Origin of the sequence: Streptococcus sp. A25, assembly GCF_043674095.1 — a bacterium.
GTDB classification, from domain to species: Bacteria; Bacillota; Bacilli; order Lactobacillales; family Streptococcaceae; genus Streptococcus; species Streptococcus suis_V.
The window spans coordinates 1-18,274 of record NZ_JBIMJO010000022.1; the positions used below are offsets into that span (position 1 = coordinate 1).

At 43.8% G+C, this 18,274-nt stretch carries 19 protein-coding genes; 2 read left to right on the forward strand and 17 right to left on the reverse strand.

Annotation, left to right across the window (positions count from 1 at the left end):
- A partial coding sequence (locus ACHBID_RS09465) for a hypothetical protein (RefSeq protein ID WP_394732200.1) occupies positions 1-327 on the forward strand: 327 nt, incomplete at its 5' end.
- Between the two features lie 50 nt (positions 328-377).
- Here the strand turns inward: ACHBID_RS09465 and parC are convergent.
- The 3 genes from parC to parE all read right to left on the reverse strand — a co-directional run bounded on the left by parC (position 378) and on the right by parE (position 5,366).
- The gene (parC, locus tag ACHBID_RS09470) at positions 378-2,831 is read right to left on the reverse strand and encodes a DNA topoisomerase IV subunit A (protein ID WP_394732201.1); all 2,454 of its coding nucleotides are present in this window, start codon (positions 2,829-2,831) and stop codon (positions 378-380) included.
- A 125-nt stretch (positions 2,832-2,956) separates the two neighbouring features.
- Entirely contained in the window at positions 2,957-3,379 is a 423-nt protein-coding gene (locus ACHBID_RS09475) for a YkvA family protein (protein ID WP_105160245.1), read from the reverse strand.
- Positions 3,380-3,422: 43 nt separating this feature from the next.
- A complete protein-coding gene (parE, locus tag ACHBID_RS09480) occupies positions 3,423-5,366 on the reverse strand; it encodes a DNA topoisomerase IV subunit B (RefSeq protein ID WP_394732202.1) in 1,944 nt (647 codons plus the stop codon).
- A gap of 142 nt (positions 5,367-5,508) precedes the next feature.
- On the opposite strand from parE, the gene plsY reads away from it, so the two are divergent.
- Positions 5,509-6,150 carry a glycerol-3-phosphate 1-O-acyltransferase PlsY gene (gene plsY / locus ACHBID_RS09485; RefSeq protein ID WP_394732203.1) on the forward strand — a complete coding sequence of 214 codons (642 nt, stop codon included), beginning with the start codon at positions 5,509-5,511 and terminating at the stop codon, positions 6,148-6,150.
- 137 nt (positions 6,151-6,287) lie between these two features.
- Here the strand turns inward: plsY and ACHBID_RS09490 are convergent, their stop codons facing one another.
- From ACHBID_RS09490 to upp, 14 genes are all read right to left on the reverse strand, one after another.
- Positions 6,288-7,556 carry a dihydroorotase gene (locus ACHBID_RS09490; protein ID WP_105160243.1) on the reverse strand — a complete coding sequence of 423 codons (1,269 nt, stop codon included), beginning with the start codon at positions 7,554-7,556 and terminating at the stop codon, positions 6,288-6,290.
- 18 nt (positions 7,557-7,574) lie between these two features.
- A complete protein-coding gene (locus ACHBID_RS09495) occupies positions 7,575-8,237 on the reverse strand; it encodes a hypothetical protein (RefSeq protein WP_105160242.1) in 663 nt (220 codons plus the stop codon).
- Positions 8,234-8,887 (reverse strand): uracil-DNA glycosylase, encoded by a 654-nt coding sequence (locus tag ACHBID_RS09500; protein ID WP_105160241.1) that lies wholly within the window; start codon positions 8,885-8,887, stop codon positions 8,234-8,236. The genes ACHBID_RS09495 and ACHBID_RS09500 overlap by 4 nt, the downstream gene beginning before the upstream one ends.
- A gap of 12 nt (positions 8,888-8,899) precedes the next feature.
- Positions 8,900-9,820, reverse strand: coding sequence for a glycosyltransferase family 2 protein (locus tag ACHBID_RS09505; RefSeq protein WP_105160240.1), 921 nt, complete (start codon positions 9,818-9,820; stop codon positions 8,900-8,902).
- A gap of 90 nt (positions 9,821-9,910) precedes the next feature.
- Positions 9,911-10,543: an orotate phosphoribosyltransferase gene (pyrE, locus tag ACHBID_RS09510; protein ID WP_105160239.1), complete on the reverse strand. Its 633-nt coding sequence runs from the start codon at positions 10,541-10,543 to the stop codon at positions 9,911-9,913.
- A gap of 34 nt (positions 10,544-10,577) precedes the next feature.
- On the reverse strand, positions 10,578-11,270 hold the full coding sequence (pyrF, locus tag ACHBID_RS09515; protein ID WP_105160238.1) for an orotidine-5'-phosphate decarboxylase: 693 nt from the start codon (positions 11,268-11,270) through the stop codon (positions 10,578-10,580).
- Positions 11,271-11,755: 485 nt separating this feature from the next.
- Positions 11,756-12,466: an ABC transporter ATP-binding protein gene (locus ACHBID_RS09520; protein WP_002937288.1), complete on the reverse strand. Its 711-nt coding sequence runs from the start codon at positions 12,464-12,466 to the stop codon at positions 11,756-11,758.
- Entirely contained in the window at positions 12,466-13,230 is a 765-nt protein-coding gene (locus ACHBID_RS09525) for an ABC transporter ATP-binding protein (RefSeq protein WP_105160237.1), read from the reverse strand. The genes ACHBID_RS09520 and ACHBID_RS09525 overlap by 1 nt, the downstream gene beginning before the upstream one ends.
- On the reverse strand, positions 13,230-14,177 hold the full coding sequence (locus ACHBID_RS09530; RefSeq protein WP_105160236.1) for a branched-chain amino acid ABC transporter permease: 948 nt from the start codon (positions 14,175-14,177) through the stop codon (positions 13,230-13,232). The genes ACHBID_RS09525 and ACHBID_RS09530 overlap by 1 nt, the downstream gene beginning before the upstream one ends.
- A gap of 2 nt (positions 14,178-14,179) precedes the next feature.
- Positions 14,180-15,067: a branched-chain amino acid ABC transporter permease gene (locus ACHBID_RS09535; protein WP_105160235.1), complete on the reverse strand. Its 888-nt coding sequence runs from the start codon at positions 15,065-15,067 to the stop codon at positions 14,180-14,182.
- A gap of 160 nt (positions 15,068-15,227) precedes the next feature.
- A complete protein-coding gene (locus ACHBID_RS09540) occupies positions 15,228-16,400 on the reverse strand; it encodes an ABC transporter substrate-binding protein (RefSeq protein ID WP_105160234.1) in 1,173 nt (390 codons plus the stop codon).
- A gap of 127 nt (positions 16,401-16,527) precedes the next feature.
- Positions 16,528-16,794, reverse strand: a complete 267-nt coding sequence (locus ACHBID_RS09545) for a DUF2129 domain-containing protein (RefSeq protein WP_394732204.1) — start codon at positions 16,792-16,794, stop codon at positions 16,528-16,530.
- Positions 16,795-16,910: 116 nt separating this feature from the next.
- Complete coding sequence (locus ACHBID_RS09550; RefSeq protein WP_074389118.1) at positions 16,911-17,501, reverse strand: ATP-dependent Clp protease proteolytic subunit; 591 nt, start codon at positions 17,499-17,501, stop codon at positions 16,911-16,913.
- 128 nt (positions 17,502-17,629) lie between these two features.
- Positions 17,630-18,259 (reverse strand): uracil phosphoribosyltransferase, encoded by a 630-nt coding sequence (gene upp / locus ACHBID_RS09555; protein WP_105107882.1) that lies wholly within the window; start codon positions 18,257-18,259, stop codon positions 17,630-17,632.
- Between the last annotated feature and the right edge of the window lie 15 nt (positions 18,260-18,274).

The following is an 18,274-nucleotide window of genomic DNA, read 5'->3' on the forward strand; positions in this document are numbered from 1 at the left end:
TATACTGAGTTGGGGAATTCTAGTATATCAGACGAACATGTCTTTTTTGTTGCACTTCATTTTACAACGCGGGATTTATATATAGACTCTCTAGCTCAAACTTATTCATTGCATAAAAACCATATACAAAGCATGATTTACCAAGGTTTCTATTTAATATATAAAAAGAGAAGACCAAAATGGTCTTCTAAGTGGCACGCTTTCTTTTGTTCATTACAGTTTCTGGTGATTCACACTTTCACAGAATTTAGTACCAACCAATCAGCTGATGAAGCCATTCCTCAAAAGCAGGAAAGTTCTTCATGGCAAGCAATGTCAAAACCATAACTGCTATCAGAATTAGGAGTACAAGGTATTTCTTCTTCACTTTTTTACTCCTATTTGACCCAAGCAGTCAACACTTCCTCATCAGAAATGGTTTCTGAGATAAAGCTACCGTTGCTGGTGCGTTCGGACAGGCTGAGCTGGGTCACATCAATCTCATAGAGTTTGCCTGTTTTGGACTGAACGTGAAGGATTTGACTTGTCGTTTCATCTTCATTTGCCGTGCTAAAGAGGTCAAAATCACCCTGATCCGTCAAAACAGGCCCTGCCGCAAAGACACGATGAGGCTTAGCCTTGAGCTCACGAAGCACCTGCAAACCACGCTTGGCACGGCTGGTCACAGGGATTTCCTCCGTCGCCATCCGCTTAAGACTACCACGCTGAGTCAGGAGATAGACAGAGCTGGTCTTGCTGATAAAGGCCGCAGTCACCACATCCTCGTCCTTGAGGTTGACCGCCTTGACACCGGCCGCCTTGGCACCGATAATTGGCACTTCTTCGATGTTAAATCGCAGAGCGTAGCCCTTTTCTGTGATAAGCATAATGTCGTCCAAGACCACAGGCGATACGGTAATGACCACATCCTCTGCATCTTTTAGTTTGGCATACTTGGTTGACTTGGACTTGTAAGTCCGCCATGGTGCGAACTCCTTCCGCTCCACACGCTTGATTTGACCATATTTAGTCACTGCGAAATAAGTTCCCTCATCAAAATTCTCCACCAATTCAGCAAAGATAATCTCTTCATTGGTCTCAAAATTCATGAGTGTCTGGCTCAGGTGTTCACCAATGTCCTTCCAACGAATATCTGTCAACTCATGGACAGGTCGGTAGATGACATTTCCAAGGTTGGTAAAGAGCAAGAGGTTCTGGGTTGTCTTGGCACTCTGCAAGAAAATCAGCTGATCGTCATCCCGCTTGCCGACTTCTTCCACCGTTGAAGCACCGAAAGAACGCGGACTTGTCCGTTTGATGTAACCTGCCTTGGTTACGCTGACAAAGGTTTCTTCCTCGACAATCAAGCTGGCGGTATCAATTTCAATCGCTTCTGCCTGATCTTGTAACTCACTCAAACGAGGATTTCCAAACTGCTTCTTGACCTCACGCAGTTCTTTCTTCATGAGATTGAACATGGTTCGCTCATCGCCGATAATAGCTGCCAAGGTCTGAATCTGCTCGCGTAGGGCTGCTTCTTCATTTTCCAAGGTCACAATGTCGGTATTGGTCAAGCGGTAGAGTTGCAAGGTTACGATAGCCTCAGCCTGTTCCTCACTAAAATCATAGCTAATTTTCAAGTTTTCCTTGGCGTCAGCCTTGTTTTCAGAAGCACGGATAAGGGCAATAACCTCGTCCAAGATGGAAATGACACGAATCAAACCTTCTACGATATGGAGGCGTTTTTCTGCCTTTTCCTTGTCAAACTTAGACCGGGCAATGATAATCTCACGACGGTGGGCGATGTAGCTGGACAAAATCTTCTGCAAGCCGACCTGACGCGGTGTGAAATTGTCAATGGCCACCATGTTGAAGTTGTAATTGATTTGCAGGTCTGTGTATTTGTAAAGATAGTTGAGAATGGTTTGCTCATCGCTGTCTTTTTTCAGCTCAATGGCAATCCGCAGACCTGTACGGTCTGACTCATCACGCACCTCGGCAATACCTGGCACCTTGTTATTAACACGGACATCATCAATCTTCTTAACCAGAACAGCCTTGTTGACCTCATAAGGAATTTCAGTGATGACAATCTGTTTCTTACCAGCCTTGAGTTGTTCAATTTCACAACGGCTACGGACAACGACACGACCCTTACCAGTTTCATAGGCTTTCTTGATTTCGTCAGCCCCTTGGATAATGGCACCTGTTGGGAAGTCTGGTCCAGGCAAGAACTCCATCAGCTTTTCTAATTTAGCTGTCGGATGATCAATCATGTAGACAACTGCATCAATGACCTCCGCTAGATTATGCGGCGGGATGTCAGTCGCGTACCCTGCTGAAATTCCTGTCGCTCCATTGACCAAGAGATTAGGGAAGGCAGCTGGTAGCACAGTGGGTTCTTTTTCCGTATCGTCAAAGTTCCAGGCAAATGGCACAGTCTTTTTCTCGATGTCAGCCAGGAGGTAGCCTGCCATCTCCGACAGGCGAGCCTCGGTGTAACGCATCGCCGCAGGCGGATCACCGTCCATGGAACCGTTGTTCCCGTGCATCTCCACCAAAATCTCGCGGTTCTTCCAGTCCTGACTCATGCGGACCATGGCATCATAAATAGAGTAGTCACCGTGCGGGTGGAAATTTCCCATGATATTTCCGACTGACTTGGCAGACTTACGGTAGCCCTTGTCAAAGGTATTGCCGTCCTTATTCATAGAATAAAGAATCCGACGTTGCACGGGCTTGAGACCGTCACGAATGTCCGGCAAAGCCCGCTCCTGAATAATGTATTTGGAGTAGCGACCAAAACGCTCTCCCATAATGTCCTCAAGGGACATGTTTTGAATATTACTCATAATATTCCTTTTTCTTATTTTATTATTTTTTGTTAAAAAGTTTACTGCTAATTATACTTGTAACAGCATAATAATATCTATATCTTCTTTTTTCAAAGCGTTGCTCAATGGGAACATCACCTTGTTTAGGGTTTGTTTATATTTTCTTCCGAGCGCAGCTTCTTCCATACCCGATAATCATCAATGTCTTTATTAACCCAGTTCCAGCAAGTTGCAATGACGAGCGCATCATCCATCTGTCCGAAAAATGGAATCCAGTCTGGAACTACATCTACAGGCGAGAGAAAGTAGATTAAAGCCGAAACAATTGCGAGAATAGTCCTCTTAGGAATCTTGGTATAATCTCGTTTCAAATAGCTTCGAACCATACTTATCATGATGGGGATATTTTTAAATTCCTGAGCTAAAAAGGGAATCCATTTAATTTTCTTTTCTATTTTTTCCAAGAAGGGTTCCATTTTGGAATCATCTTTCAATAGTGACTCAGCTTTCTGGTATCTATTTTGAATTTCCTCAATTGCCTGTTTTTTAGAAAATCTTTTTTTCATCTTGTCTTCCATACTTTCTTTGTCATCAGAGAAAAACTGTTCATCAAAATACCGTGTTTTCTTCTAGCGTAAACTTAACATTATCCTCAATCCACTTACGGCGTGGCTCGACCTTGTCGCCCATAAGGACGGATACACGGCGTTCAGCACGGGCTAGGTCTTCAATGGTGACACGAATAAGGGTACGGGTTTCAGGGTTCATGGTTGTTTCCCAGAGCTGGTCGGCATTCATCTCACCAAGTCCCTTGTAGCGTTGGAGGATAAAGCCCTTGCCAAAATCCTTGCGGAGATCTTCTAATTCCCCGTCAGACCAAGCATAAGCAATCTTTTCTGTCCTGCCCTTGCCTTTTGACATCTTGTAGAGGGGTGGAAGGGCGATGTAAACCCGTCCTGCTTCTACCAATGGTCGCATGTAGCGATAGAAGAAAGTCAGCAAGAGGGTCTGAATGTGAGCACCGTCCGTATCCGCATCGGTCATGATAATAATCTTGTCATAGTTGACATCTTCAATAGTAAAATCTGAGCCAACACCTGCACCAATGGTGTAAATCATGGTGTTGATTTCTTCATTTTTGAGGATGTCCGCCATTTTAGCCTTAGCTGTGTTGATCACCTTACCACGCAAAGGTAGAATGGCTTGGAACTTGCGGTCACGGCCCTGTTTGGCAGAGCCTCCGGCTGAATCTCCCTCGACCAGATAAAGTTCGTTTTTGGCTGGATTTTTGGACTGGGCTGGGGTTAATTTTCCTGATAGGAGGCCCTTGTCCTTCTTATTTTTCTTGCCATTTCGGCTTTCATCACGGGCTTTACGGGCGGCCTCGCGGGCGTCACGCGCCTTAATGGCTTTGCGGACTAGATTAGAGGCTAGCTCGCCATTTTCCAGAAGGAAGAAGGTCAGCTTGTCCGATACAATCCCGTCCACCACAGGACGAGCAAGTGGGCTGCCCAACTTGTCCTTGGTCTGGCCTTCGAACTGCAAATGCTCTTCTGGTACAAGGATTGAAAGAACTGCCGACAGACCCTCACGGTAGTCAGAACCTTCCAAGTTCTTGTCCTTTTCCTTAAGCAAGTTGGTCTTGCGGGCATAGTCGTTCATAGCCTTGGTAATGGCCAGTTTGAGACCTGTTTCGTGGGTACCGCCGTCCTTGGTCCGAACATTGTTTACGAAGGACAGGATATTGTCTGAATAGCCGTCGTTGTACTGCATGGCCACTTGGACCTGGAAACCTGCATCTTCTCCTTCAAAATAGAGGACTGGTGTCAGGGTTTCCTTGTCTTCGTTGAGGTAGGACACAAAGTCCTGAACGCCATTTTCATAGTGGTACTCCTCCTGCTCACCAGTCCGCTCATCCGTCAGGGTCATGGTGACTTGTTTGAGCAAGAAGGCTGATTCTTTCAGGCGTTCGGCAATGGTGTTGAATTTAAAATCCGTCGTTGAGAAAATGGTGTCATCAGGCATAAAGGTCACCTTTGTACCTGTTTTTGATTTTGGTGCGGTGCCAATCTTCTCCAAGGTCGTGACTGGCTTTCCGCCCTGCTCAAAACGTTGCTTGTAAACAGCACCGTCACGGGTAATTTCCACTTCCAACCAGCTGGACAGGGCATTAACCACCGAAGAACCAACCCCGTGGAGACCACCTGAGGTCTTGTAGCCACCCTGACCGAACTTCCCACCTGCGTGGAGAACGGTGAAGATGACTTCGACGGTTGGCTTGCCTGTTGCGTGCATACCGACTGGCATCCCACGTCCACGGTCAGACACAGACAAGCTGCCGTCCTTGTTAATGGTCACGTCAATCCGATCACCGAAACCTGAAAGAGCCTCATCGACAGCATTATCGACAATCTCCCAGACCATGTGGTGCAAGCCGTTTCCGTCTGTTGAGCCAATGTACATTCCGGGGCGTTTGCGAACGGCATCCAGCCCTTCCAGTACCTGAATGGCATCGTCATTATAGTTATTTATGTTAATCTCTTTCTTAGCCAAAACTGACCTCCATACTTGTCATCCTTACTATATTACAAGTTTTTCAGCATTTTTGCAAAATTTTTCTGCTGAAGAATCCGATGGGACAGAGAATAATTCGCTTTTGAGGAAAATAGGAGTAAATTTATGCTATAATGGAAGTATGTTAGTCAATCTTATTTTATTATTCGTCGCATATTTATTGGGCTCTATTCCGTCAGGTCTCTGGATTGGACAAGCCTTTTTCAACATCAACATCCGAGAACATGGTTCGGGCAATACTGGGACGACCAATACCTTCCGTATCCTGGGTAAGAAAGCTGGAATGGCGGTCTTTGCCATCGACTTTCTCAAAGGTACCCTAGCGGCCCTCCTGCCTGTTTTCTTTCATGTAAATAGCCCTTCACCTATCCTATTTGGCTTGATAGCTGTTCTGGGACATACCTTCCCGATTTTTGCCAATTTCAAGGGAGGTAAGGCTGTGGCCACATCGGCTGGCATGTTGCTGGGTGTTGCGCCCCTCTTCTGCCTCTATCTGGTCTTTATTTTCGCGACCTCTCTCTACCTGACCTCCATGGTTTCCTTTTCAAGTGTCTTGGCAGCAGCCCTGGCCATGCTTGGAGCTCTGATTTTCCCAGCCCTTGGTTTCTTGGTCAATAGCTATGACTGGTTGTTCACCGTGATTATCCTATTTCTGGGTAGCTTTGTCATTATCCGACACAAGGACAATATCCAACGCATTTTGAAACAGGAAGAAAATCTCGTTCCCTTTGGATTAAATATAACAAAGCAAAAGAAGAAATAATTTCAAGCGCCGAGAGGCGTTTTTTATATCATGAAAGAGAAAGAAAGCAGCTTTTTTGTAAAATTCAAAACCTTAAAACTGCTAACTTTGATAAAAAATATGCAAAAAGAAGGAGCCAACCAGCTCCTTCAAAACACTTATTTTTCAAATACAACCTGTCCATCCGCAATGGTATAACGAACTTGGCCCTTGAGCCAATCACCGACAAAGGGAGAATTGGCGGATTTAGAGGCAAAGGTTGCTGATACTTGACGATTGACTGTAGGATCAAAAATCACTAGGTCGGCCGGTCCATTTTCAGCCAGATAACCTGCATCCAAGCCATAAAGTTTAGCAGGATTGATGGTCATTTTCTCCAATAATTCTTGGAGTGTCAGATACCCTTCTTCCACCAAATGCGTCAAACCAAGTGATAAAGAGGTCTCCAGTCCAGTCATGCCAGACGGCGCCTGCGTCAAGTCCTCTACATTTTTTTCATCCGCATGATGAGGTGCATGATCGGTCGCAATAACTGAAATGACGCCTGATTTTAGCCCTTCTATGACTGCCAAACGGTCGCGTTCCAAACGAAGAGGTGGGTTCATCTTGGCATTTGCCCCCTTGGTCAACAACAAATCTTCTGTCCGAGAAAAATGCTGGGGAGCTACTTCTGCGGTCACACGCGCACCCATACCTTGTGCAAATTCGACCACCTTGACAGACTCAGCTTTGGACAGATGCTGGATATGAACACGGGCACCCGTTTCATAGGCAATCATGACGTCACGAGCAATCATGCTGTATTCAGCCACACCAGTTGCGCCACAGACGTGAAAATACTTGGCAGCGACTTGCTCGTTCAAACCTAGAATACCATTCAAATCTGGATCTTCTTCGTGGAGGCTTAGCAGGCAATCCAATTTCTTAGCCTCCTGCATAGCTTTTCGCACCACACCAGCATTTGTCAATGGAATGCCGTCATCAGAAAGAGCTACAGCACCCGCAGCTAGGAGCCCGTCAAAATCCGTCAAATCTTGGCCATTAAATTGATTGGTAATGGTTCCCACACTGTAAATATGGATGTTTTCCTTGCTGGCCGATTGCAGAACCTCATTCAAGGTGTCCACTGTCGAAATGGTCGGATTGGTATTAGCCATCATGACAACCGAGGTAAAACCACCCGCTGCTGCCGCCAGAGCCCCTGTATGAATATCTTCCTTGTGGGTCTGACCAGGCTCACGGAAATGAACATGGACATCCACCAGGCCAGGCGCAACAACCAAGCCACTAGCATCAAGCACCTGCTCCGCATCTACCTCAATCTGCTCAGCAATCTTGATGATTTTCTTGTTTTCTATCAAAATATCAGCGACTGCGTCCAGTCCAGACTCCGGGTCTATGACATGACCATTCTTAATTAACAGCATGATAACTCCTTTTAAATGCTACTGTTTAACCACAGCTTCAACCAATTGCTCCACTTCTTGAGCACTGATCTGGTCATCTACTTCTAAGTAAAGTTCCTTAGCTCGTTCAAAATAGCTGCGCTCTTTGGTGATTTCTCCCAAGACACGATTGGCACTAGCTTCTATATAAGGAAACTCAATACGAGTAGCCTCCTGGAGAACTTTTCGCATCTCTTGCTCTGCCAACTTCATGTCTCCCATTAGATAATGCAAATAGGCTTGCTCATAAGCATTACCAACAAGTTGAGACTCATTGTATTCAGATAGTAAAGATGCTTCCTCTTCAAGAAACTCCAAAGCTTGCTGATAATTGCCTGCTTCTCGCTCTACATCTGCCACCTGGCGCAAGGCCACTGGCTGCAATTCTCTCAGAAAAAATTCCTCAGCCTGGCTATGTTCTCGCGCCAAAACAAGATTAGCCTGAGCCAACTCTTTTGCCAAGTCCATTTCCTTCTCGGCAATCGCCAAATAAATCCGTTGATTTCGTAACCAAAAATGGCCTGAAATATGGGCATCATCCAGCCTTGCAACTCCTTCTTCATAAAGCTGGTGAGCTAGGCTAAAGTTCTTTTCATCCAAAGCCTCAAAGAATGATATATCTCTTTCAAAATCGGTCATTTTCATTCCTTCAATTAACTTCATCTTCGCCAATCAATCTCTTCCTTCCCATTCTGTTTCAAAAAGGCATTAGCCTGTGAAAAAGGCTTACTCCCAAAGAAGCCTCGGTAGGCTGAAAGCGGACTTGGATGGGCCGACTCGATAATCAAATGTTTGGGATTGTTTATAAGAACCTTCTTCTTCCGGGCATAGACTCCCCAAAGAATGTAGACAACTGGTTGGTCCAGACTATTGACCACCTTGATTACCGCATCCGTAAAGGGCTCCCAAATTTGTCCAGCATGTCCATTGGCCTGACCGGCCGGTACCGTCAAACAAGCATTGAGTAAGAGAACGCCCTGTTCAGCCCAGCTGGTTAAATCATGACCTTGTTTGACACCGACATCTTCAGCCAACTCTTTTAGGATATTTTGGAGAGATGGCGGAGCTGGAATGCTATCTGGGACTGAAAAGGATAGCCCTTGTGCTTGTCCAGGTCCGTGATAGGGATCCTGCCCCAAAATGACCACTTTTACATTTTCTAAAGCCGTCTTTTCCAAGGCTGCAAATACCTTTTCCCTGGGTGGGTAAACAGTTCCGGCAGAATAAACCTGGTCCAAAAACTGATTGATGTTGCCAAAATAATGCTCCGGCAACAAGGCCTTTATCCGATCATGCCAAGCAGAATGCTCCATGCTGACTACCTCTTACTTCTTCTCTTTGATGATATAAACCGGTCGATGCTTGGTTTCCAAGAAAACCTTAGCCAAATACTTACCTAAAATACCAATGGTCATCAACTGCAAGCCACCTAAAAAGAGGATGATACAGATAGTTGACGGCCAACCGATAGTCGGATCCCCGAAGACCAGAGTCTTAAAGACAACGACAACCATCAAAACCAAGGACAGGAGGAAGGTGAAGAAACCAGTATAGGATGCAATATTCAGCGGCGTATCTGAAAAATTGATAATCCCTTCAATCGAGTAGGAAAGCAACTTCCAGAAGGACCAGCTGGTTTCACCAGCCACCCGCTCAACATTTTCATAAGGCAGGTATTCTGTCTCAAAACCAACCCAGGCAAAAATTCCTTTTGAAAAACGATTGTACTCTGAAACAGACAGGATAGCATCTACCATGTGTCGGCGCATGAGACGGAAATCGCGGGCCCCATCCACTACTTCTACCTGGCTAATCTTGTTCATCAGCTTGTAGAAAAGCTTTGCAAAGAAGCTCCGAATAGGCGGCTCGCCATTACGGCTGATACGACGGGTGCCAACACAGTCCAGTTCTGGATTAGCATCCAAGATGGCCTTCATCTGGGTGAGCATTTCTGGTGGATCCTGCAAATCCACATCCATGACGGTCACCAATTCACCCTGCGCAGCCTGCAGGCCGGCATAAAGAGCGGCCTCCTTGCCAAAATTTCGGGAAAAGGAAATGTAGCGGACACCATTGCCCTCAGCAGCCAACTGCCGAAGAACCTTGAGCGTCCCATCCTTGGACCCATCATTGACAAAAATATACTCAAATTGCTCCCTCATCTTCCGACGGACCACTTCCATGGCGTCGTAAAAATAGGGAATCGCCTCTTCCTCATTGAAACAAGGAACGATTACTGAAATCATACACTTCTCCTCATACGGTCAATTGTTTTCTCAACATTATACCATTTTCGGGGCCATGTTCCCAGAAATCAGGCGATTTTGCTGTGAAAACTAGTCCTCCAACCAAGTTTCAGGATTCTGGCGGAATTTTTTCAAGAGAGTCAAGCCATCCGCATTGATGTAGCCCTGCACTTTTGCGACTTTTATAAGTTCAGAATAATTGCTGAGCGTCACCAGTTTGACACCAGTGTTGTCAAAATTCCGGTCTGCCACAGGCAATTGGTAGGTGAAAATGGCTGCCACACCAAGTACCTCTGCTCCTTCACGTTGAGCCGCTGCAACTGCATCCAAGACAGAACCACCTGTCGAAATCAGATCCTCGATGATAACCATTTTCTGCCCCTTGACAATGCGACCTTCCAGTTGATTACCAGCCCCGTGCTCTTTTGGTTTGCTACGGATGTAAGCAAATGGCAGATTCATGCGGTCTGCAATAATGGCTCCGTGCGGAATGCCAGCCGTCGCCGTACCTGCAATCACTTCTACTTCTGGAAACTCCTCTTCAATTCGTTGAACAAAACCATCCTCAATCAGGTTGCGGGTCTCCGGATAAGAAAGCGTGATACGATTGTCCGTATAAATAGGTGACTTGATGCCAGACGCCCAAGTAAAAGGCTTTTCTGGTCGCAAATGAACCGCCTTGATGTCCAACAAATGTGATGCAATTTCTGTTGCTAGTGCCATGATAATTCTCCTTTAGATTAGTAATATTGTTTATTTAGATATTCCATTCTTCTTTGATAGCCAGGTATGCTTCATAAGGATTGGCCGCCTGCGTGATAGGACGCCCGACCACGATATAGTCACTGCCAATGCTGGCCGCCTGTGCTGGAGTAACAACCCGTTTTTGATCACCCACTTCGCTACCAGCTGGTCGAATTCCTGGTGTCAGACAGGCAAAGGCCGCACCAGTGGCCTGCTTGATCAAATCGACCTCCTGAGCCGAGCAAACGACACCGTCCAGTTCTGCTTCCTGAGCCTTTTGGGCGTAATGGACCACTGCATCCACCAGGCTAGTCTGGATATTCTGATCCGCCTGCATCTGCTCTTCCGAAGTCGAGGTCAGCTGGGTCACAGCGATCAAGATTGGTCCAGGTCCCAGTCCCTTTCTAGCCGATTGCATCATCTCTACGCCCCCAGCTGCGTGAACATTGGTCATATCAACACCCAGCTTGGCCAACACCGACATAGCTGATTGGACAGTATTGGGAATATCATGAAGTTTCAGGTCTAGGAAAATGCTGTGCCCGCGATCTTTCAGATCTTTGATAATAGCCGGACCTTCCGCATAGTAGAGCTCCATACCAACCTTGAGATAGAGTTTTTCCTGACTTGGGAAATGAGTCAAAAAATCAACGACTTCTTGACTACTTGCGAAATCCAAGGCAATAATGGGACGTTTTTCTTTCATAGTATCCTTTCTGTACACAGAAAAACCCTGCCTACTCTGGACAGGGTTCACGAAATGAGCTTAGAAATTCGACTTCTAAGATGCTTACCATGATACCTTTCCAGCCTCTCTGGACTCAGTTAAAGGTTCTATTTGACTCTATACTACTATTTTATTTGATTTCTGTCAATAGTTTTGAGAATTTCTGCTACAAATAAGGGCAAAAGATGAACTTAAGGATAGGAAGCGAGCTTGTTTTGGAGAGCGAAATTTGATTGTGAGGCACAAACTGGATCACAAAAATGAAAACACTCATGAAACAATCACAAGTCAACAATAGACTGCCATATTTTTGATTTACAGCTTGAAAGCAAGAAAAGCAACCAGATTTACTGATTGCTCGCTAAGTATTAAATTAGAGTGCTACGCTCCTTTCGTATTGGATTTCAGAAGTAGCAACTCCGTGATACAACTGAATGAAAGCCTTGTAGCATTATTATGGCCTGTCAGCCACCCAGATACGCTTTTTTGACTTCTTCTGAGGCGAGGAGTTCTTTTCCTGTTCCTGAGAGGACGACTTTTCCTGTTTCTAGGACGTAGCCGCGGTCTGCGATGGCAAGGGCTTTGTTGGCATTTTGTTCGATCAAGAGAACAGTTGTTCCTTGTTTTTGGATATCTTGGATGATATCAAAAATTTCTTGAATGAAGATTGGAGCCAAGCCCATTGATGGTTCATCAAGGAGCAAGAGTTTTGGTTGGCTCATCAATGCACGTCCCATTGCTAACATCTGCTGCTCACCACCTGAAAGTGTGGCTGCATCTTGGTTCTTACGTTCTTCCAAACGTGGAAAACGTGCGAAGATTTTTTTCAAGTTGGCTTGGTTTTCTTCACGGTTGTTGCGAAGAAAGGCACCCATTTCTAAGTTTTCCATAACAGTCAAGCCTGCAAAGACATGTCGACCTTCTGGAACTTGTGACAAACCGTCCGCAACGATTTTACGAGCAGGAACTTTTTGAATTTCATTTCCAAGGAAAGAAATCGTTCCAGCAGATGGACGAACAAGTCCTGAAATGGTACGAAGGATAGAGGTTTTACCAGCACCATTGGCACCGATCAAGGTTACAACTTCCCCCTCGTTGACCTCAAAGCTGACATCTTTAACAGCTTCGATAACGCCATAGTTGACAGAAAGATTTTTTACTTCTAACATTGCCATTATGCTTCACCTCCAAGGTAGGCTTCAATTACACGCTTATTATTACGGATTTCTTCAGGAGTACCGTGGGCAATCAAGCGACCGTATTCCAATACGTAGATACGCTCGGTAACTTCCATGACCAAACTCATATCGTGCTCAATCAAGATGATGGTAATACCAAATTCTTCCTTGATTTTACGGATGAGTTGGGTCAATTCTGCCGTTTCCTGTGGGTTCATACCAGCCGCTGGCTCATCCAAGAAAAGAATTTTTGGCTCGGTCGCAAGGGCACGAACGATTTCCAAACGACGTTGTTGACCGTATGGAAGATTCTTAGCCAGCGTATCCGCATCACCATCCAAATCAAAGATTTTCAAGAGGTCAATCGCCTTGTTTTTCAACTCTTCTTCATTTTTGTAGAAAGCAGGAAGGCGAAGGAAACTTGCTAAAACTTCTGCTTTACCATGGTTGCCAAGACCAATCAAAACATTTTCCAAAACTGTCATATTTTTGAACAAACGAATGTTTTGGAAGGTACGACCAAGACCAAGGGAGGCAATCTTTGAAGGAGCCTTTCCATTTAATACAGTACCTGCAAGGGAAATTGTTCCCTCACTTGGCTCATAAACACCTGTCAAGAGGTTGAAAAGGGTTGTCTTACCTGCACCGTTTGGTCCAATAAGACCGACCAATTCACCCTCATGAAGTTCCATGGTCACATCACCAACGGCAGTCAAACCACCGAAGTTCTTGGTTAAATTTTTTACTTCAAGTAATGCCATTACTTAACCTCCTTCTTCTTGAGCAAGGCTGCCACGCTAAATTCTTTGGTTCCCAACAAACCACCCGGACGAAAGAACATCAAAAGAATCAATGCCAATGAGTAGATAATCATTGAAATATCTGAGTAGCTCTTGAGGAAGACATTGAGAATTCCAAGAACAATTGCTGCCACAAATGTACCTGTGATGGATCCTAACCCACCTAATACAATGATAATCAAAACGTTAACAGAGGTCATGAAAGCAAAGTCCTTAGGAACAATAGTTCCAACATAACCCGCATGAAGTCCGCCAGCGATAGCCGCTGTCATAGCACCAAATACAAAAGCTGAAACTTTCATGAAAGTCGGATTAACACCAACTGACTCAGCAGCAATTTCATCTTCACGAACAGAAATGGTTGCACGTCCCATTGGACTACGTAAGAAGTTCACCGTAAGAAGTGTTGTAATAATGACAAATACATAAACCAGCTGCCAGTTCGTAAATAATGGAATGGACATGATACCAGCAGCACCGTTTGTAACAGTACCACCATTGATGATTAAAATACGGATAATCTCAGCAACACCAAGGGTCGCAATGGCAAGGTAGTCACCTTTCAAACGCAATGTTGGAAGACCTACTAAGAGGGCTACAGCACCCGCAACCAGCATACCAACAAGCAAGGCAATAGCAAAACCACCATATGATGGCATCATTTTCCCAAGGATACCCACTGCGTAGGCACCAATAGCCATGAATCCAGCATGTCCAAGTGAAAATTGACCTGAAAAACCGACAATCAAGTTTAAGCCGACAGCCAAGATAATCTGAATACCGATTTGTTGTACAATTTGAACATAGTAAAAATTCAAAATCCCAGCCGAAACAAGTCCCTGAATGATTCCGAAGCCAGCTAATAAGATTGCCAACCAAATTGCATTAACTTTTAAATTTTGCTTCATGGTTACACCTTCTCTTTCACATTCTTACCAAGAATACCACTTGGACGTACAAGGAGGATAACAATCAGTACAGCATATACAATTGCATCACGGAAGGTATCCAAACCAATTACATAAGTAAATGTTTCAATAATACCGATAACGAATCCACCAAGTGCGGCACCAGGGATAATTCCGATACCACCCAATACAGCTGCTACGAAGGCTTTCAAACCTGGGGTCATCCCCATGAATGGTTCGATTTGGTTATAATACAAACCAAGAAGGACACCCGCTGCACCCGCAAGAGCTGAGCCAAGTGCAAATGTAAAGCTGATGGTACGGTTTACATTGATCCCCATTAACTGAGCTGCATCACTGTCGACAGAAACCGCACGCATGGCTTTACCCATTTTTGTCCGTTTAACGATCAATTGCAAAGCAACCATCAAGGCAAGTGAGACACCCAAGATAATTAACTGGATGTTGGTCACGGAAACTGGACCAAGGTTGAAAGTAACAGATTCAATTGCTTGAGGGAATGCCTTAACATCCGCAGTAAATAATTTTACCATTGAATATTCAAGGAAGAAGGACACACCAATAGCCGTAATCAAAGCAGCAATACGCGTTGAATGACGCAAGGGACGATAAGCCAAAAATTCAATGACGACACCAAGAAGGGCAGTTCCAACCATTGACAAGATGAGGGCAACAAAGAATCGTGTGCCACCGTCGGCAATGAAAGTCAGGTTATTTAATAAGAAATACCCCATAAAAGCCCCCATCATATAGAGGTCACCGTGGGCAAAGTTAATGAGTTTGATAATTCCGTATACCATGGTATAACCAAGGGCCAAGAGGGCGTATACAGAACCTAAAATCAAACCATTGACAAGTTGTTGAAGCATTAGGTTCACCAATCTTTCTAAATATTTTCAAGCTCAATAAGCATTGTTACATTATACAAAATTTTCTGAAAATAAGCAAGTTACTTGATATTTTTTAATAATCCTTAAACGTTTTCTATCCTGAAAAAGCAGAGAAGGCTGGAAAAACCAGCCCACTCGATTATTCTGAAATAGAAACAGTATCAACAGATGATTGCTCACCGTTTGTCAAACCAACTACATATACTGATTTCACAACGTTGTGCTCTTTATCAATAGACATTGTACCAGTTACACCTTCGAAATCTTTCAAAGCTGCAAGGTTGTCTTTAATTGTTTTTGAATCTGCTGCACCTTCTGCTGCTTTAGCTGTCATGTAAACTGAGTCATACGCCAATGCTGAGAACATTGAAGGCTCTTCATTGTATTCTTTCTTATATGCATCGTAGAATGCTTTAGCTTTATCGCTTGCTGAAGTTACGAAAGCTGAAAGGTAGTAAACGTTTGAAGCTGCTGAAGCTGTTGCCAATTCAGTGAATTGTGGTGAATCGAAACCGTCAGAACCAAGAATTGGTTGATTCAAGCCAAGTCCACGAGCTTGTTTCACAATTGTACCTGTTTCGTTGTAGTAACCAGGCATGATGATGGCATCAAACTCAGCATCTTTCAATTTAGTCAAAGCTGCTTGGAAGTCTTTATCTCCTGAAGCAAATGTGATTTCAGAAACAATCTCACCAGTGTAAGCTTTCTTGAAAGCTTCTGCTACACCCTTACCATAGTCAGAAGAGTTGTCATAGTAAAGAACAACTTTCTTAGCTGACATGTTTTCTGTCGCATACTTAGCCATAATTTGACCTTGGTATCCATCAGTAAATGTTGCACGGAAGAAATAATCTTGAACTTCACCTTTGTCATTTACTACAAGGTTTGTTTGCGTACCTGAAGGTGAGATCATTGGAATACCAGCTGAAGTTAATGCAGGGATAGATGCTGCTGAAGCACCAGATGTTGCAGGTCCAATGACAAGGTTTACACCTTCACTTGCCAAGCTAGTAGCAACAGAAGCTGCTTCTGCTGTTTCAGACTTGTTGTCTTTTGTAACAACTTCAATTTGCTTCCCATCAATACCACCTGCTGCATTGATTTCTTTCACAGCCAAGTTAGCACCTTTTTCTTCAGTTTGTCCGTATGAAGATACAGCACCTGACAACTCTAAGTTGTAACCAATTTTAAATGTATCACCAACACTTGAACCAGTTGCTGCAGAATTAGTTGTTGAAACAGTACCACATGCTGCAAGTAATGCTGCAGATGCAAATGTAGCAAGAGCTACTGCAAATTTTCTTGTTTTCATGAAAACTCCTTAAATCTTTCTTAAATTTTGCGATGTATCTAATATACTGAATTATCAGAAAATTGTCAACAAAAAAAGAAAAAATTTTTAAAAAAGTAAAAACAGGCCTGTTAGCCTGTTCAAATCTTTACAGTGTTGTCTCTTCTTCTCGCCACAAATTACCTACAAAATTTTGGTCAATTTCTTTTATGTAAGAAGGAACTACTTTTTTGACAAACTTTTCCTTCTTTAGTTTAGAGATAATTTCTTCCTGTTGGTCTTGATTGATGTATATAGAGACATAGCGTAACCGTTTAGAATGGTAAATCATATCACCATAATGACTGAGTTTCCGTGCATCTCGATTGTAGTGTAAATAAATCGTTAAACTTGTCCGTAACTGTTTCTCAAACATGATTTCTCCTCTTAAATAGCTCTCTGTTTATTATACAATTTTAATATAAAAATGAAAAGCTAGAGTATGTTCAAATAAAAAAGAGATGAATCAATCACCTCTTTCAAATTATACAGTTATTTTGCTTTCGTATTGTCCATAATTTGGTCAATAAATCCGTAAGCTAGCGTTTCTTCTGCTGTCATCCAGTAATCGCGTTCTGCATCCTTGTGGATTTGCTTCACTGTTTTTCCTGAATTATCAGCCAAGATTTTTTCTAATTTGTTACGGGTTTTAAGCAAGTGTTCCGCTGCAATGGCCATATCCGTTTGCTGTGTACCGCCACCAGTTCCACCCATTGGTTGGTGAATCATGTATTCCGCATTTGGCAACATGAAACGTTTGCCCTTGGCACCGCTTGAAGCGATAATTGTACCCATGCTGGCCGCTGTTCCCATAACAATGGTTTGCACATCAGCTTTAATGAAATTCATCGTATCTACAATGGCAAGACCTGCTGACACAGAACCTCCTGGCGTATTGACATAAAGATAAATATCCTTAGTCGGATCTTGGGCATCAAGGAAAAGCAATTGGGCAATGATTGAGTTTGCCATGTTATCCTCAACTGGTCCTGTCAACATGATAATACGGTCTTTCAACAGGCGTGAGTAAATATCATAAGAACGTTCACCACGACTAGTTTGTTCAATAACTACTGGAATCATACGAATCCTCCTTCATTTCAATAACAAGTATGAACCCATTATATAGAATTAGTCAAAATTGGTCAAATAAAAAACACGATTTTCACATTTGAAAAAAAGAAACCAGCAAAGCTGATTTCTCAAAGACATTATTTTGTACCGAACAAACGGTCCCCAGCATCACCAAGACCTGGAACAATGTAGCCTTTTTCATTGAGTTTTTCATCCAAGGCTGCTGTGTAGATATCAATATCTGGATGTGCTTCTTGAAGAGCTTTGACACCTTCTGGAGCTGAAACAAGGGCAACAAATTTGATATTTGAAGCGCCACGTTTTTTCAACGAATCCACTGCAAGGATAGCTGAACCACCTGTCGCCAACATTGGATCAACTACCAAAATATGGCGTTGGTCAATGTCTTCAGGTAATTTTACGAGGTACTCGACTGGTTGAAGTGTCTCTTCATCACGGTACATACCAATATGACCAACCTTTGCAGCCGGCACAAGGCTAAGCAAACCGTCAACCATACCTACTCCTGCACGAAGAATTGGTACGATAGCTAATTTTTTACCTGCAATTTGTTTCTGAACTGTTTTAGTGATTGGCGTTTCAATCTCCACATCTTCCAGTGGCAAGTCACGCAAAACTTCGTAACCCATTAGCATTGCGATTTCATTTACCAACTCACGAAAATCCTTAGTAGAAGTCGATGTCCGACGAAGGATTGACAACTTATGCTGAATGAGTGGGTGTGAAATGACTTGGAATTTACCCATGATGATAAAACCTCT